Raw genomic sequence first — 16,584 nt, forward strand, 5'->3', positions numbered from 1 at the left:
GCGGTACCGGCCAGCGTTCCGGGCGTTGCCGCCTGTGAGGGCGAACACATGAGCTGCGGTGTGATCGTCTCGTAACATTGCCGCATGTCTTCGACCGAGTCACCTTCCGTGCCGGCCGCGAGCGTGCTCCCCCGGGTCGCACCCGTAAGGGTGGGCGAGGGCGAGCGGATGAGGTCGGTGCGGCTGCCGGGGGTCACCCTTACGGTGCGCTCCCGGCCGCCCGCGCGGGAGGGGCTTCAGCCCGCGCTGTTCGTGCACGGGCTCGGCGGTTCCTCGCAGAACTGGTCCCTGCTGATGGCCGCGCTGGACGGGGTCGTCGACTCCGAGGCCGTCGACCTGCCGGGCTTCGGCGACTCCCCGCCGCCGGACGACGGCGACTACTCCGTCACCGGGCACGCGCGCGCGGTCATCCGCCACCTGGACGCGGCCGGACGCGGCCCGGTCCATCTGCTGGGCAACTCGCTCGGCGGCGCGGTCTCCACGCGCGTGGCCGCCGTCCGTCCGGACCTGGTGCGCACCCTGACGCTGGTCTCGCCCGCCCTGCCGGAGCTGCGCATCCAGCGCAGCGCGGTCCCCACCGCCCTGCTGGGCGTGCCCGGCGTGGCCGCGCTGTTCAACCGGTTCACCCGTGAGTGGACCGCCGAGCAGCGGGTGCGCGGGGTGACGGCCCTCTGTTACGGCGATCCCACGATCGTGACGCCGGAGGCGTTCGGGTACGCGGTGGAGGAGCTGGAACGGCGCCTGAGGCTGCCGTACTTCTGGGACGCGATGACCCGTTCCGCGCGCGGGATCGTGGACGCGTACACGCTGGGCGGGCAGCAGGGGCTGTGGCGGCAGGCCGAGCGGGTACTCGCGCCGACCCTGCTGGTCTACGGTGGCCGTGACCAACTCGTCGGCTTCCGTATGGCCGCCAAGGCCGCCCGCTCCTTCAGGGACTCCCGTCTGCTGTCCCTGCCGGACGCCGGGCACGTGGCGATGATGGAATACCCGGAGCTGGTGGCCAGGGCGTTCCGCGAACTTCTCGCGGAGAGCGCCGCATCGGGCGCCACGGACGCGGAGAACTGAGGGCAGGGGTGGGACGACACAGTCGCCGGGGACCGGCTCCCAAGGGGGACGCCTCGGCCATAGAGGGCACCGACCCGGCGGCCGGGGGCACCCGGGACGTCACCGGGACGGGTGACTTCGCCGCACGCCCGCGACCGCGCCCACGGGGCGGTGAGCCGTGGAGCGCCGGATCTCAGGGTGCCTTCGGCGCGACCGTGAGCGGTGCCGGACGCCATGTCCCGTCGGACCGGCGCGAGGACGACCGGGCGCCGGGCGCCTTCGGGTCCGCGCGGGGCGGCCATCCCGAGCAGCGTGAAGTGGGCGGCGGCTGGGGGGAGTTCGAGAACCGGCGCGCCACCCCGACGCCCTTCCCGAGGCAGCGGCGCGCGGAGCCGGCGGACACGGGTCCCGGACCGCGCCGGGAGTACCTGGACGCCTTCGCCGAGGGCGCCGCACCCCAGGCGCCCCGCCGTCCCGAGGTGCCCGGTCCGAGGACCGCGCCGGATGAGGGCGGGGCGCCTCCGGCGACCGTGCCCTCAGCAGCCCGGCACGGCGGCAAGGGTCGGGCCTTCACCGGGGTCGCGGCCGCCGCCGTGACCACCGTGCTCGCCATCGTCGTCGCCGGGCAGGTGGCCGACGGCCGCGCCCAGGGCGAGTCGCGGGCCCAGGCCGCCGGGGGCGCGCTGCCGCCCGCCGCCCAGGCCGTGCCCTCCAGCGCGCCGAGCGCCGTCCCGCTGACGTACGCCCAGAAGATGGGCCGGCTCTATCCCCTGGGGGCGACCCTCAAGGGTTCGGGCAGGTTCGACACCGTGCCCGGCTCGGCCAAGGCGCCCGGCAAGGGGCCGAAGATGACCTACCGGGTCGACGTGGAGCAGGGGCTCGGCCTGGACGGGGCGCTGTTCGCCGACGCCGTGCAGCGCACCCTCAACGACGACCGGAGCTGGGCGCACGGCGGGGAGCGCAGCTTCGAGCGGGTCTCCACCGGCAAGCCGGACTTCGTGATCACGCTGGCCAGCCCCGGCACGACCGCCGAGTGGTGCGCCAAGTCGGGCCTGGACACCACCGAGGACAACGTCTCCTGCGACTCGGCGGCCACCGAGCGCGTGATGATCAACGCCTACCGCTGGGCGCAGGGCAGCGTCACCTACGGGGACGCCGAGATCTACGCCTACCGCCAGATGCTGATCAACCATGAGGTCGGCCACCGGCTCGGGCACGGGCACGTCACCTGCCAGAAGGACGGCGCGATCGCTCCGGTGATGCAGCAGCAGACCAAGTTCCTCGACCACGACGGAATCCACTGCCTGCCCAACGCCTGGCCGTATCCCAAGAGTTGAGGCGTGAGTGAACGGCAGCGCACTCATGTCACATTGACATGAGTCGCAAGTTCGTTCATATTTCTGCGCATGTGGTCCCGTCACGCCGTCTTCCGCAGCGCCGCCATCGAGCTGGCGCTCATCGGTGTGACCGCCCTCTGCGTGGCCGACATCGACTGTCGCTGACGCCGCCTTCCTGGCGTCCGCGTCGATGCGTGCCCTTTTCACCCTGCCGCCCGTGAGCCTCCTCGCGGGATCTCTCGACGACTGACGCCGGGGCCGGCACCTGTCCTCAGGTGTCTCATTCCTCGTCCCCATGTCTCACCCCTCGGACAATCCGGGGGGTCCCCCCGAGAGGTCGTCATTTCCGATGCGTCAATCGTCCGTCATAGCGCGCCGCGTGGCAGCGGCATCCGTCGGCCTGGTCGTGGCAGCGGGCGCCGCCGCCTGCGGCCCTGAGGACAACGATGCCAAGGGCGCCGGTGGCGACTCCACGCCCCACAAGGGCGGCACCCTCACCGTGCTGAACGCCGAGGCCCAGACCGACTTCGACCCGGCCCGCCTCTACACCTCCGGCGGCGGCAACGTCCCCTCGCTGGTCTTCCGCACCCTCACCACGCGCAACCGCGAGAACGGCGCCGAGGGCGCCAAGGTGGTCCCCGACCTCGCCACCGACACCGGCCGCCCCAACAAGGACGCGACCGTGTGGACGTACACCCTGAAGAAGGGGCTGAAGTACGAGGACGGCACGCCGATCACCTCGGCCGACATCAAGTACGGCATCGAGCGGTCCTTCGCGCCCGAACTCTCCGGTGGCGCACCCTACTTGCGGGACTGGCTGAGCGGTGCCGCCGACTATCAGGGGCCGTACAAGGACAAGAAGGGCCTCTCCGCGATCGAGACGCCGGACGCGCGCACGATCGTCTTCCATCTGAACAAGCCCGAGGGCGAGTTCCCGTTCCTGGCCACCCAGACGCAGTTCACGCCGGTGCCGAAGGCCAAGGACACCGGTACCAAGTACGAGCAGCACCCGGTGTCCTCGGGGCCGTACAAGGTGGTCAAGAACCAGAACGACGGCGAGCGTGTCCTGCTGGAGCGCAACCCGCACTGGAGCGGTGACGACGAGCGCAAGGCGTACCCGGACAAGGTCGACGTGCGCTCCGGGCTCGACTCCTCCGTCATCAACCAGCGGCTCGCCGCCTCCCAGGGCGCCGACAAGGCCGCCGTCACCACCGACACCAACCTCGGGCCGGCCGAACTCGCCCGCGTCAGCGGCGACAAGGGCCTCGCCGCCCGCGTGGGCACCGGTCACTTTGGCTACACCAACTACATCGCCTTCAACCCGAAGGTGAAGCCGTTCGACGACCCCAAGGTGCGCCAGGCGATCTCGTACGCCGTCGACCGCTCCTCGGTGATCAACGCGGCCGGCGGCTCCGCGCTCGCCGAGCCCGCCACCACCTTCCTGCCCGACCAGAAGTCCTTCGGGTACACCCCGCACGACCTCTTCCCGGCGGGCAAGTCCGGCAACGCGGCCAAGGCGAAGGAACTGTTGAAGGAGGCCGGGCACCCGAACGGGCTGACCATCACCCTCACGCATTCCAACAGCAAGGACTTCGAGACCAGCCCGGAGATCGCCACCGCCCTCCAGGACGCCCTGAAGAAGGCCGGGATCACCGTCAAGCTCCAGGGTCTTGAGGACAACGACTACCGGGACAAGATCCACAGCATCAAGACCGAGCCCGGCTTCTTCCTCGCGCACTGGGGTGCCGACTGGCCCTCCGGCGGCCCCTTCCTCGCCCCGATCTTCGACGGCCGCCAGATCGTCAAGGACGGCGCGAACTTCAACACCGGTCTGCTGGACGACACGTCGGTCAACACCGAGATCGACGCCATCAACAAGCTGACCGACCTGAACGCGGCCGCCGCCCGCTGGGGCGCGCTGGACAAGAAGATCGCCGGTAAGGCCCTGGTCGTCCCGCTGTTCCACCCCGTCTACAAGCGCCTGTACGGCTCGGACGTCAAGAACGTCGTGATCAGCGACTGGACCGGCGTGCTGGACATCTCCCAGGTCGCGGTGAAGTGACCCGGTGAGCGAAGCACTCGTCGCCGTCGAGGCCGCCGGGGCGGACATCACCGCCCCGGCGGCCTCGGGGGCCCGTCAGTTCTGGCGGCGGCTGCGTGCGCAGCGGGCCGCCCTGGTCGCCGCGGCCGTCGTCGCGCTCCTCGTCCTGGTCGCGCTCGCCGCGCCGCTCCTCACCGCCCTCGAGGGGCAGGACCCCACCACGTACCACCCCGGTCTGGTCGACTCCGCGCGCGGCGGCGTGCCCATCGGGTCGCTCGGCGGGATCAGTGCCGAGCACTGGCTGGGCGTCGAACCGCAGACCGGCCGCGACCTGTTCGCCCGGCTGGTGGAGGGCGCCCGCGTCTCGCTGGGCGTCGCCTTCGCGGCCACGCTCATCCAGGTGCTCATCGGCGTCACCATCGGGGTGGCCGCCGCCATGGGCAGCCGCTGGCTGGACCAGGTCCTCAGCCGGATCACCGACATCATCGTCGCCCTGCCGCTCATGATCATGGCGCTGGCGCTGCTGGCCATCGTGCCCGCGAGCTTCCCCCGCCCGGTGCTGGTCGCGCTGGTCATCGGGCTGATCGCCTGGGGCAACGTCGCCAAGATCGTGCGCGCCCAGACGCTCACCCTCAAGGGGCTCGACCACGTGGCCGCCGCCCGGCTCAGCGGATGGGGCGCCGTGCGCGTGGCCCGCCGCGAGCTGCTGCCCGGCCTCGCCGCGCCCGTCATCACCTACGCCGCGCTGCTGGTGCCCACCAACATCTCCGCCGAGGCCGCCCTGTCCTTCCTCGGCGTCGGGGTGAAGCCGCCGACGCCCTCCTGGGGACAGATGATCACCGCGGCCGACGTCTGGTACCAGGCCGCGCCGCAGTACCTGCTGTTCCCGGCCGGCGCCCTGTTCACCACCGTGCTCGCCCTCACCGTCCTCGGCGACGGCGTCCGCACCGCACTCGACCCCCGCGCCGCCTCCCGGCTGCGCGTCGGCACCGGCCGCGCCCGGAAGGAGGACGCCGCGTGAACGGCTTCGGCGGATTCCTGCTGCGCCGCGCGGCGGGCACGCTCATCACCCTGCTCGCCGTCTCGGTCCTCGTCTACGTGGTCTTCTACGCCACCCCCGGCAACGTCGCCCAGATCACCTGCGGCCCGCGCTGCTCCCCGGAGCAGGTGCACCAGGTCGCGGCCCAGCTCCGGCTCGACGACCCGCTCTACCTGCGCTACTTCCATTTCCTGGAAGGGCTGTTCGTCGGCCAGGACTACTCCACCGGCACCTCGGTCGAGCACTGCGCGGCGCCCTGCCTCGGGCTCTCCTACCAGAGCGACCAGCAGGTGCTCACACTGCTGCTGGCCAAGCTGCCGGTCAGCCTCTCGCTGGTGGCCGGCGCGATGGTGCTCTGGCTGGTCATCGGCGTCGGCACCGGCGTCCTCTCCGCCTGGCGGCGCGGCCGGCTCTCCGAGCGGGTGCTCACCGTGCTGACCCTGGCCGGCTGGGCCACGCCCGTGTTCGTGCTCGGGCTGGTGCTGATGATCGTGGTCTGCGGCGAACTCCAGTTGCTGCCCTTCCCGCAGTACGTGCGCTTCGGCGACGACCCCGAGCAGTGGGCGTGGAACCTGCTGCTGCCCTGGCTGTCGCTGGCCCTGATCGAGGCCGCCGCGTTCGCCCGGCTCACCCGCTCGGCCATGCTGGAGACGCTCGCCGAGGACCACATCCGCACCTTCCGCGCCTACGGCGTCGGCGAGCGGGCCATCGTCGGACGGCACGCCCTGCGCGGCGCGCTCGCCCCTGTCATCGCGCTCAACGCCAACAATGTCGGCTCCGCCATCGGCGGCGCGGTCCTCACCGAGACCCTGTTCGGGCTGCCCGGCATCGGCCAGGAGCTGGTGCACGCGGTCAAGGTCGTGGACCTGCCCGTGGTCGTCGGCATGGTCCTGGTCGTCGCCTTCTTCGTCGTCATCGCCAACGCCGTCGCGGACATCCTGTACGCGCTGGCCGACCGCCGGGTGGTCCTCGCATGAGCCTGGTCGAAGTCACCGATCTCACCGTCGAGTTCGGCGCCCTGCGCGCCGTGGACGGACTCTCCTTCACGCTGGAGAAGGGGGCCGCGCTGGCCCTGGTGGGGGAGTCCGGCTCCGGCAAGTCCACCGTCGCCGGCGCCCTGCTGGGCCTGCACCGGGACACCGGGGCACGGGTCGGCGGCTCGGTCCTGGTGGCCGGCACCGACGTGGCCGCCGCCTCCGACGCCGAGCTGCGGGGGCTGCGCGGGGCCAAGGCCGCGATGGTGTTCCAGGACCCGTTGTCCTCCCTCGACCCGTACTACGCGGTGGGCGACCAGATCGCCGAGGTGTACCGCGTCCACACCCGGGCTTCCCGGCGGGCCGCACGCGCGCGTGCCGTCGAGGTGCTGGACCGGGTCGGCATCCCGGACGCCGTCCACAGGTCCCGGTCCCGGCCGCACGAGTTCAGCGGGGGCATGCGCCAACGCGCGCTGATCGCCATGGCGTTGGCGTGCGAACCCGAGCTGCTCATCGCGGACGAGCCGACCACCGCGCTCGACGTCACCGTGCAGGCCCAGATCCTCGACCTGCTGCACACCCTGCGCCAGGAGAACGGGCTCGGCCTGCTGCTCGTCACCCATGACGTGGGCGTCGCCGCCGAGAGCGCCGACGACGTGCTCGTGATGCGGCACGGGCGCGCGGTCGAACACGGGCCGCTGCGGCAGGTGTTGGCCGCACCGGAGCAGCCGTACACCCGCGAACTCCTCGCCGCCGTACCGCGCGTGGACGCACCCCGTACCTCGTCCGCCGAGGAAGCGGGGGAGGCCGTGCTCGAAGCGACCGCACTGCGGCGGGAGTTCGGGCGCGGGAGGGGGGCGTTCACCGCCGTGGACGACGTCTCGCTGACCCTGCGCCGGGGGGAGACCCTCGGGATTGTGGGGGAGAGCGGCAGCGGCAAGACCACCCTGGGGCGCATGCTGGTCGGGCTGTTGGAGCCCACCTCGGGCAGCATCCGGTACGACGGACGCGCGCACCGCGGGGTCGATCCGTCCGTGCAGATGGTGTTCCAGGACCCGGCCTCCTCCCTCAACCCCCGCCGTACGGTGGGCGATTCGATCGCCGACCCGCTGCGTGCGAAGGGGGAGCGGGACGACAAGGCCGTACGGGAGCGGGTGACCGGGCTGCTGGAGCGGGTCGGGCTCGAAGCGGCCCACCACGACCGCTACCCGCACGAGTTCAGCGGCGGTCAGCGCCAGCGCATCGGTATCGCGCGGGCCCTCGCCGCCGACCCGCGCGTCATCGTCTGCGACGAACCGGTCTCCGCGCTCGACGTCACCACCCAGGCCCAAGTGGTCGATCTGCTGGACGAGTTGCGCCGGGAACTCGGGCTCGCGCTCGTCTTCATCGCGCACGACCTCGCCGTGGTCCGCCAGGTCAGCGACCGGGTCGCCGTCATGCGCCGGGGACAGGTCGTCGAGACCGGCCCGGCCGACGAGGTGTACGAGAACCCGAGCGACCCCTACACCCGCCAACTCCTGTCCGCCGTACCGGCGTTGGACCCGGAGGTGGCCGCGCGGCGCCGGGCCGCCCGGCGGGAGCCCGCTCCGGCGTAGGAATTCGCGTGCGGAACGTCACCGTGCGGTCTCTTAGCGTGTCGGAACGCGGCTCGCCCGCGAAAGTTACGACCGTTCACCCCTTTTGGTGGTGCGGCGGACAACCGTCCGTCGCGCCACCGCCCTCTCCGCGTACGTTCGTCCCGCTGCGAGCCGCCGGGACGACGGCGGCTCCCACACACGGGAGATCGGGGGTGCACGCGTGCGCATCGGACTGCTTACCGAGGGTGGCTATCCGTATGTCGGCGGTGACACCGGGCTCTGGTGCGACCGGCTCGTGCGCGGGCTCGGGCAGCACGAGTTCGACGTCTACGCGCTTCAGTGCGGCCGGCGGCAGGAGGACGACGGCTGGGTGCCGATCCCGCCGCAGGTCAGGCGGGTGCGCACCGCCCGGCTGTGGACGGCCGGGGACGACGGCGGCACGCTGGGCCGCCGCGCCCGCAGGCACTTCACCGAGCACTACGGCGAGCTGCTGGGCGCGGTCTGCGACCTGCGGGAGGGCTCCCCCGCCGAAGTGGCGGACCGTTTCGGCAACGCGCTGTACAGCCTCGCCGAACTCGCCCGCGACACCGGTGCCCTGACCGGAGCCCTCCGCTCCGACCACGCCGTGACCGCCCTGGAGCGCGCCTGTCGCGCCCCCGGCGCACCGCGCGCGGCGCACGAGGCGCGCGTCCCCGACCTGCTGGCCGTCACCGACCACCTCGCCCGCGCCCTCGGCCCCCTCTCCCTCGACTGGTACGGCGAGGACGCCCTCGCCGCCGTCGACCTCTGCCACGCCACCTCCGGCGGCTCCGCCGCCCTGCCCGGCCTGCTCGCCCGGCACTTCTCCGGCGTGCCCCTGCTGGTCACCGAGTACGGCGTCCAGCTCCGCGCGCACTACCTCGCGCTCGGCCCCGACAGCGCCGCTCCGGCGGTCCGCGCGCTGCTCGCCGCCTTCCACGGGCGGCTCGCCGCCGAGGTCTACCGGCGCGCCGAGATCCTCACCCCCGGCAGCAGCCACGCCCGGCGCTGGCAGGAGCGGTGCGGCGCCGACCGGGCCCGCATCCGCACCGTCCACCCGGGCATGGACGCCGACCGGTTCGCCGAGGTCGGCGAGGCGCCCGACCGCGCCGACGCGGACACGCTGGTGTGGGTCGGCCGGATCGAGCCCGGCCGGGACCTGGTCTCGCTGCTGCACGCCTTCGCCGAGGTCCGCAAGGAGGAGCCGCACGCGCGGCTGCGCATCGTGGGCGTGCCGGTGGGCGCCGAGGGGGAGGCGTACCTCGCGCAGTGCCGGGCGCTGGCCGCCCAGCTCTTCCCGGACGAGGCGGAGGGGCTGCACGCCGTGGGGGACAACCCCGTGTCGTTCACCGAGGTGGGGGCGCCCGAGGCGCCGACGCTGCCCGACGCGTACGCCGCCGGTGCGGTGGTCGTGCTGTCCAGCGTGGTCGAGGGGTTCCCGGTCAGCCTGGCCGAGGCGATGTTCTGCGGCCGGGCCACGGTGTCCACGGACGTGGGCGCGGTGGTGGAGGTCATCGGGGGCACCGGGCTCGTCGTACCGCCGCGCAATCCGAGGGCGCTCGCGGAGGCGTGCGTGGCGCTGCTGCGCGACCCCGAGCGGCGGGCGCGGCTGGGGGCGGCGGCGCGGGCGCGGGCGCTGGAGCTGTTCGGCGTCGAACAGAACATCGCGGCATTTCACGGCATTTACCTGGAGATCATGTCGCACTGTCCGGTGCGCCGGGCCGCCGTGGACGAGGCGGGGGAGCCGCTGCCGTTCGCCGTGCCGGCCGAGGCGCATGTGCCCGGCCGGTGGACCGTGCCCACCTTGCTGCGGGGCTCAGCGGCGCCGGTCCGGGCCGGGGCGGAGGGGGCGCGATGAGGGGCGTGGACGGGACGGGGGCGGTGGCGGCGTCCGGGGCCTCTTCCGGCGCCGAGGCCGCTCCTCGCCGGGGTGGCGTCGACCCCGTGAAGGCGCTGCTGCACCAGCACCGGGAGCTGTGCGAGCGGGCCGTGGACCCGCTGGAGATCGCGGCCGGGCTGGAGGCGCACGGCTTCACCGACCGCTCCGCCGCCCGCTACCGGCACCGGGACGTGTTCTCGCTCGCCGAGGAGCTGTACGCGCGCGTCCCCCGCGACGCCGACCCGGCCCCCGAGCCCGCCCCCGGCCCCGCCCCGCGCATCCGCACCGGCTGGGTCCTGCTCACCCTGCTCCCCGGCGCGGTCGCCTCCGGCACCGTGGCGGGACTGCGGCTCGGCCCCGGCTCCGCCCGCCCCCTGGTGGCCCTCGGCGGACTCCTCGCGGTGACCCTCGCCGTACGCGCCGCCCTCGGCCGGGGCCCCCTCGCGGCCCGCCCCGGCACGGCCCCGCGGCCCTCCGCCCCCGTCTGGACCACCTGCCTGCTCGGGTACGCCCTCCTCGGCGACGGCCTGCTGGACGCCGTGGTGAGCGGCGGCCCCGACGCGCTGCCCACCGGCGCCCCGGACGGCCCCTGGCCCGCCGCCACCGCGCCCGTACTGGCCCTTGCGCTGGCCTGCGCCCCCGCCGCCTGGTGCGCCCACCTCCTCGACCTCGGCGCCCGCCGACGGCTCGCGGGCAGCCGGGGCCTGGAGGACTTCACCTCCGGGGCGCGCCCCCTGCTGCTCGGCGTCCTCGCGCTGTACCTGTCCGCCCTGACCGGCCTGCTCGCCCTCACCGGCGCCGTACTGCACGAGGACCCGGCCTACCCGCAGGCCCTCACCCTGGGCGCCCTGCTGTTCCTCGCCCGCCTCCTCACCGCACACCGGCACCGGCACGCGCCGGCCGTGATCCTGGGCGCGGCGGCCGCCGCCGAGGTGGCGGCACCGGCACTGGTGCTGAGCGGACGGCTCCCCGACTGCGGCTTCCTCGCCGTGCCGGTGACCACCCTGGTCGACCCCCTAGGGGTGACGGCCGTCCCCACCCTGACCTGCGCCTGCGCCGCCCTGACCCTCCTGACCCACGCCCTCCGCACCCTCACCCGAGCCTCGGCCCACGCGCCCGCGGGGGGCCCGGAGTGAGGCACGCGTGTGCCGTGCGGCGCCGGAGCGCGGGAGGCGGTCGGCCACCACGGGGGCTCGCAGGCCGGCGGGCGTCCCGGAGGGGGCCCGTGAGGGCCTGCGCGGCCCTGCGCCTGAGTCCGTCGCCCGCGTCCGTCCGCGCCCGGCCACCCCGGGCGCGCGTCGGACGACAGGCGTCCCGGAGGGGTCCGGTAGCGGCCTACGCGGCCCTGCGCCCGTGCCCCGCGTCCGTCCGCACCCGGCCACCCCGGGCGCTCGCCGGACGGCGGGCATCCCCGACGAGGCGTGCAACGGCTTACGCGGCCCCGCCCCCGTCCCCGGCGTCCGCCTCCGCTCACGGCACCGGCGCCCCACCGCCGCCCCGCCCCCTCCCCCCTTCATCCCTGAGACCTTCATCCCTGAGAAGGAGAACACCAGATGACCACCTCCCGACACGGAGTCACCGCAGTGGCCGGGTCCGTGGGAGCAGCCGCGGCGCACACCTCGGGGGCCGCCCTATGAGGGTCCTGCTGATCGGAGCCAACGGGTACATCGGCCGCTTCGTCGCCGACCGCCTCCTCGCCGACCCCGCCGTGCAGCTCACCGCGCTCGGCCGGGGCGACGACGCCGACGTCCGCTTCGACCTCGCCACCGGCAGCCCCGGCGCGCTCACCCGGTTCCTGGACGCCGTGCACCCCGGTGTCGTCGTCAACTGCGCCGGTGCCACCCGGGGCGGCGCCCGCGACCTCACCCGGCACAACACCGTCGCCGTGGCCACCGTCTGCGAGGCGCTGCGGCGCAGCGGCTGCGGGGCCCGGCTGGTGCAGATCGGCTGCGGCTCCGAGTACGGGCCGAGCCAGCCCGGCTCCTCCACCGCCGAGGACGCCGTACCCCGGCCGGGCGGCCCCTACGGGGTCAGCAAGCTCGCCGCGACCGAACTGGTCCTCGGCTCGGGGCTGGACGCCGTGGTGCTGCGGGTCTTCTCGCCCGCCGGACCCGGCACCCCGGCAGGGTCGCCCCTGGGGAGACTCGCCGAGGCCATGCGCCGGGCCATGCAGGCGGGCGACGGCGAGCTCAAGCTCGCCGGGCTCGGCGTACAGCGCGACTTCGTCGACGTACGCGACGTCGCCCGCGCCGTGCACGCCGCCTCGCTGTCCGCCGCGCAGGGCGTGATCAACATCGGCTCCGGCCGTGCCGTACGGCTGCGCGACGCGGCCACCGTCCTCGCGCGGGTCGCCGGGTACGGGGGCGCGCTCAACGAACTCGACGCGCCGCCCGGCCCGTTGCGCGGGCAGATCGGGCATCCGCGCGGTGATCTGGACCATGCGGTGCCGGTCGCGTACCCCTACCCGGACGGCTGCGGGAGCTGGCAGCAGGCGGACGTACGCACCGCCCGCGACCGGCTCGGCTGGCGGCCCCGGATCAATCTGGAGGAGTCCCTCGCGGACATCTGGATGGAGGCGGCATGCCGCATCTGACCAGCGCGCCCGCCGTCACCGCCGTACGCACCGCGATCGGCGTCCCCGACTACGCGCACCCGCTGACCGCGCCCGCCCAGTGGGCCGAACTGGCCCGCCCCGGAACGCCGTTGGACTGGGTGGTGCTCAATGTCGCCGCCGGACCGGGCACCCGCCCCGACCCGCACTGCCTGGAGGCGGCGGGCCGGCTGAGGAACGGCGGGGTCCGCGTGCTGGGCCACCTGGACCTCGCGCACGGCATGCGCCCCTTCGCCGACCTGGTCACCGACGCGCACCGCCACCTCGACTGGTACCGCGTCGACGGCTTCCTGCTGGAACGCTGTCCCGGTGACCGGACGCAACTGCCCGAGGTCCGCCGGGTGATCACCACGCTCCGCGCGCTCGCCGGGAACACCCACCTCGTGCTCGGCCACGGGGAACACCCCTGTCCGGGGTACGCGGAGAACGCCGACCAACTGGTGACCTTCCGCGGCTCCTGGGCCGACTACCGCTGGTCGCAGGTGGCGGAGTGGACCGCCGACTACCCGGAGAGCCGCTTCTGCCACTTCGTGCACGGGGTGCCGCGCGGCCATCTGGAGGAGGCGCTGCGCATCGCGCGCTGGCAGGGCGCCGGGACGGTCTACCTCACCGACCGCACGGATCACGGCGGCCGGGCCAACCCCTGGGAGACGATGCCCGGCCACTGGGACGAATTCGTCTCGCGGGTCGGAACGGGTGTCTCGGAATGAAGAAGGCCGTGGCAGTGTTAGGGGAAGAACAACCCGTAGTGATCGACCGACCAACGGAGTCCCCGTGTCGCTGCCACCCCTGGTCGAGCCCGCTTCCGAGCTCACCGTAGACGAGGTCCGCCGGTACTCCCGCCACCTGATCATCCCGGATGTGGGGATGGAAGGGCAGAAGCGGCTGAAGAACGCCAAGGTGCTCTGTGTGGGCGCCGGCGGCCTGGGTTCACCCGCGCTGATGTACCTCGCGGCGGCCGGTGTCGGCACGCTGGGCATCGTGGAGTTCGACGAGGTCGACGAGTCCAACCTCCAGCGGCAGATCATCCACAGCCAGGCCGACATCGGCCGCTCGAAGGCGGAGTCCGCGCGGGACACGGTCAAGGGCATCAACCCGTACGTGGACGTGATCCTGCACGAGGAACGGCTCGAGGCCGAGAACGTGCTGGAGATCTTCGGCCAGTACGACCTGATCGTCGACGGCACGGACAACTTCGCCACGCGCTACCTGGTCAACGACGCGTGCGTGCTGCTGAACAAGCCGTACGTGTGGGGCTCGATCTACCGCTTCGACGGCCAGGCGTCCGTCTTCTGGTCCGAGCACGGCCCCTGCTACCGCTGCCTCTACCCGGAGCCCCCGCCGCCCGGCATGGTCCCCTCCTGCGCCGAGGGCGGCGTGCTCGGCGTGCTGTGCGCGTCCATCGGCTCGATCCAGGTCAACGAGGCGATCAAGCTGCTCGCGGGCATCGGCGACCCGCTGGTCGGCCGCCTGATGATCTATGACGCCCTGGAGATGCAGTACCGCCAGGTCAAGGTCCGCAAGGACCCCGACTGCGCGGTGTGCGGCGAGAACCCCACGGTCACCGAGCTGATCGACTACGAGGCGTTCTGCGGCGTCGTCTCCGAGGAGGCCCAGGAGGCCGCGGCCGGCTCCACGATCACTCCCAAGCAGCTCAAGGAGTGGATCGACGACGGCGAGAACATCGAGATCATCGACGTCCGCGAGCCGAACGAGTACGAGATCGTCTCCATCCCCGGCGCCAAGCTCATCCCCAAGAACGACTTCCTCATGGGCACCGCCCTGGAGACCCTCCCCCACGACAAGCGCATCGTCCTCCACTGCAAGACGGGCGTCCGCAGCGCGGAGGTCCTCGCGGTCCTGAAGTCCGCGGGCTTCGCGGACGCGGTCCACGTGGGCGGCGGCGTCATCGGCTGGGTCAACCAGATCGAACCCAGCAAGCCGGTGTACTGAGCCTTTCCGGCCGCGAAGGCCCACGGCCCCTGATCACTCGGGGCCGTGGGCCTTCGCCGTGTTTGACCTTCAACTTGGTCGAAGCCCGATGATGGCGCGGTGCCGAAATCCGAACTCATGCCGATCGGGGTCTTCGCCGAGCGCAGCGGGCTGACGCCCAGCGCGCTGCGGTTCTACGCCGACTCCGGACTGTTGCCGCCCGCCGAGGTCGACCCCGTGTCGGGGTACCGCTACTACAGCACCGGGCAGGTGGCGCGGGCGACCGTGCTGCGGCAGCTCCGGGAGATCGCCATGCCGCTGGCCGGTGTCGAGGCGGTCCTCGGGGCCGAGGGCGAGGAGGCGGTGCGGTTGCTCGACGAGCATGTGGCGGGGGTCCTCGGGGACGCGGCGGAGGCGCGGTGGAAGGCCGCTGTCCTCCGGTCCGCGCTCGGTGGCGACGTGCCGGGGCTCGAAGTCGCCGCGCTGAAGGGGCCCGTGTTCGCGGAGGCCGTCGAGCAGGTGCTGACGGCGACCGCGCGGGAGCCCACGATGCCGGTGCTCGCCGGGGTGCGTGTCGAGGCGAGCCAGGAGGCGGTCACCCTGACCGCGACGGACCGCTACCGGCTCGCCACCCGGACCCTGGTGCCCGCCGAAGCGCCGACGCGGGCATGGGCCGGCACGGTCGACGGCGACGAACTGCGGGCCGCGGCCGCCGAGATCCGCCGCAGCCCGGCGGTACGGCTCGAAGCGGTGCCGCACGGGATGTGGCTCCGGGTGACCGGCCGGGAGGACCGCTACTGCCGGCTGCTGAGCGAGGAGTTCCCGGACCACCGGCTGATGCTCGCCTCGTTGGGCGAGGCCACCACCCGCGCGACGGTCCCCAAGGACCTGCTCATACGGGCCCTGGAGGAGCACCCCGGCGACCGCGTCGCGCTGAACATCACCGTCCAGGGCATGAAAGTCGGCGACCGCACCCCGCTCCCCGCGACGACCACGGGCCGGCCCCTCCGCATCTGCTTCGAGCTGACCACGCTCTACCCCGCCGTGAGCACCGCGATCGGCCCCGACGTGATGCTCGATCTGCGGGGCGAGGACCAGCCGGTCACCGTCCGCTCCGCCGACCGCGGTGACCTCACCACCCTGGTCATGCCGGTCAGGAGGGTGTCATGACGACTCCCGACCCGACCATGGAAGCCATCGGCAAAGCCGTCGAAGCGGGCCGGGCCGGCGACCCCACCACCGCCCGCGAGCAGTTGCTGCGCCTGTGGTCCACCACCGACGACCCCCTGCACCGCTGCACCGTCGCCCACTACCTGGCCGACCTCCACGACGACCCCGCCCAGGCCCTCACCTGGGACATCCGGGCCCTGGACGCCGCCGAGGCCCTGACCGAGCAGCGAGTCCAGCAACACCACACCGACCTGCACATCGCCGGCTTCTACCCCTCCCTCCACCTCAACCTCGCCGACAACTACCGCCGCCTCGGTTCCTTCGCAGCGGCCACGGAGCACATCGAAGCGGCCCGCTCACACGCCCCGAACCTCCCTGACACCCCCTACGGCGACCTCATACGCGGCGCCATCCAGGGGGTCGCCGAGGCCATCGCGGGCCGGGACCGCACCCGGAGGCCCTCGGCATGAACGACTGGACTCCGGAGGTCGCCGAGGTGCTGGAGACGGCGGGGTGGCAGCCTGGACGCAGGGTCGACACGGGTCGCTGGCGATCCATGTTCGAACCCGTCGGCCTGGCCATGCACGACGCCGCGGAGACCTTCCTGCGCGAGTTCGGCGGTCTGACCGTGCATGTCACCGGGCCCGGAATCACCTGCGCCCGTACCCCGTTCGAGCTGGACCCGGAGCTGGCGTGGGGCGAGGAGGACCGTTTCCTTCAGTGGGGCGAGCACCTCGGCCGCCGCCTCTTCCCGCTCGGCGAACTCGACCACGGCCGCTTCTTCCTGGCCATCGACGAGGCCACCGAGATCCACCTCGTCGAGACCTGGACCGCCTCCTTCGGCCCCGCCCCCCAGGCCCTGAAGAACCTCGTCCTCGGCGTGGCTCCACGCCGGATCGACGTGGGGTAGGGCCCGCCGGGCAGGCGCCTGTTTGCGCCTCGCCGGGGATGGGCAGCCCTGG

General features: G+C 73.3%; 15 protein-coding genes. All 15 read left to right on the plus strand.

Annotation, left to right across the window (positions count from 1 at the left end):
• The first annotated feature begins 84 nt into the window (after positions 1-84).
• The 15 genes from E5083_RS03035 to E5083_RS03100 all read left to right on the plus strand — a co-directional run bounded on the left by E5083_RS03035 (position 85) and on the right by E5083_RS03100 (position 16,532).
• A complete protein-coding gene (locus E5083_RS03035) occupies positions 85-1,065 on the plus strand; it encodes an alpha/beta fold hydrolase (protein WP_135784016.1) in 981 nt (326 codons plus the stop codon).
• Between the two features lie 8 nt (positions 1,066-1,073).
• Positions 1,074-2,381 carry a DUF3152 domain-containing protein gene (locus E5083_RS03040; RefSeq protein ID WP_135784017.1) on the plus strand — a complete coding sequence of 436 codons (1,308 nt, stop codon included), beginning with the start codon at positions 1,074-1,076 and terminating at the stop codon, positions 2,379-2,381.
• A gap of 69 nt (positions 2,382-2,450) precedes the next feature.
• Positions 2,451-2,546, plus strand: coding sequence for an Ms4533A family Cys-rich leader peptide (locus E5083_RS32115; RefSeq protein ID WP_324608470.1), 96 nt, complete (start codon positions 2,451-2,453; stop codon positions 2,544-2,546).
• Positions 2,547-2,730: 184 nt separating this feature from the next.
• Positions 2,731-4,443 (plus strand): ABC transporter substrate-binding protein, encoded by a 1,713-nt coding sequence (locus E5083_RS03045; RefSeq protein ID WP_135784018.1) that lies wholly within the window; start codon positions 2,731-2,733, stop codon positions 4,441-4,443.
• A 4-nt stretch (positions 4,444-4,447) separates the two neighbouring features.
• A complete protein-coding gene (locus E5083_RS03050) occupies positions 4,448-5,443 on the plus strand; it encodes an ABC transporter permease (protein ID WP_135784019.1) in 996 nt (331 codons plus the stop codon).
• Positions 5,440-6,438 carry an ABC transporter permease gene (locus tag E5083_RS03055; protein ID WP_135784020.1) on the plus strand — a complete coding sequence of 333 codons (999 nt, stop codon included), beginning with the start codon at positions 5,440-5,442 and terminating at the stop codon, positions 6,436-6,438. Before E5083_RS03050 ends, E5083_RS03055 begins: the two co-directional genes overlap by 4 nt.
• Complete coding sequence (locus E5083_RS03060; RefSeq protein WP_135784021.1) at positions 6,435-8,030, plus strand: dipeptide ABC transporter ATP-binding protein; 1,596 nt, start codon at positions 6,435-6,437, stop codon at positions 8,028-8,030. Before E5083_RS03055 ends, E5083_RS03060 begins: the two co-directional genes overlap by 4 nt.
• 202 nt (positions 8,031-8,232) lie before the next feature.
• Entirely contained in the window at positions 8,233-9,888 is a 1,656-nt protein-coding gene (locus E5083_RS03065; RefSeq protein WP_135784022.1) for a DUF3492 domain-containing protein, read from the plus strand.
• Entirely contained in the window at positions 9,885-11,045 is a 1,161-nt protein-coding gene (locus E5083_RS03070) for a hypothetical protein (protein ID WP_244317360.1), read from the plus strand. Before E5083_RS03065 ends, E5083_RS03070 begins: the two co-directional genes overlap by 4 nt.
• A gap of 497 nt (positions 11,046-11,542) precedes the next feature.
• Entirely contained in the window at positions 11,543-12,502 is a 960-nt protein-coding gene (locus tag E5083_RS03075; protein ID WP_030807303.1) for an NAD-dependent epimerase/dehydratase family protein, read from the plus strand.
• Complete coding sequence (locus tag E5083_RS03080; protein ID WP_135784023.1) at positions 12,490-13,230, plus strand: spherulation-specific family 4 protein; 741 nt, start codon at positions 12,490-12,492, stop codon at positions 13,228-13,230. The genes E5083_RS03075 and E5083_RS03080 overlap by 13 nt, the downstream gene beginning before the upstream one ends.
• A 64-nt stretch (positions 13,231-13,294) precedes the next feature.
• Positions 13,295-14,473: an adenylyltransferase/sulfurtransferase MoeZ gene (gene moeZ / locus E5083_RS03085; protein ID WP_135784024.1), complete on the plus strand. Its 1,179-nt coding sequence runs from the start codon at positions 13,295-13,297 to the stop codon at positions 14,471-14,473.
• 99 nt (positions 14,474-14,572) lie between these two features.
• Positions 14,573-15,622 (plus strand): DNA polymerase III subunit beta family protein, encoded by a 1,050-nt coding sequence (locus E5083_RS03090; RefSeq protein WP_135784025.1) that lies wholly within the window; start codon positions 14,573-14,575, stop codon positions 15,620-15,622.
• Positions 15,619-16,092: a hypothetical protein gene (locus E5083_RS03095; protein WP_135784026.1), complete on the plus strand. Its 474-nt coding sequence runs from the start codon at positions 15,619-15,621 to the stop codon at positions 16,090-16,092. The genes E5083_RS03090 and E5083_RS03095 overlap by 4 nt, the downstream gene beginning before the upstream one ends.
• A complete protein-coding gene (locus E5083_RS03100) occupies positions 16,089-16,532 on the plus strand; it encodes an SUKH-3 domain-containing protein (RefSeq protein WP_135784027.1) in 444 nt (147 codons plus the stop codon). Before E5083_RS03095 ends, E5083_RS03100 begins: the two co-directional genes overlap by 4 nt.
• The last annotated feature ends 52 nt before the right edge of the window (positions 16,533-16,584 follow it).

Origin of the sequence: Streptomyces bauhiniae (assembly GCF_004784475.1) — a bacterium.
GTDB classification, from domain to species: Bacteria; Actinomycetota; Actinomycetes; order Streptomycetales; family Streptomycetaceae; genus Streptomyces; species Streptomyces seoulensis.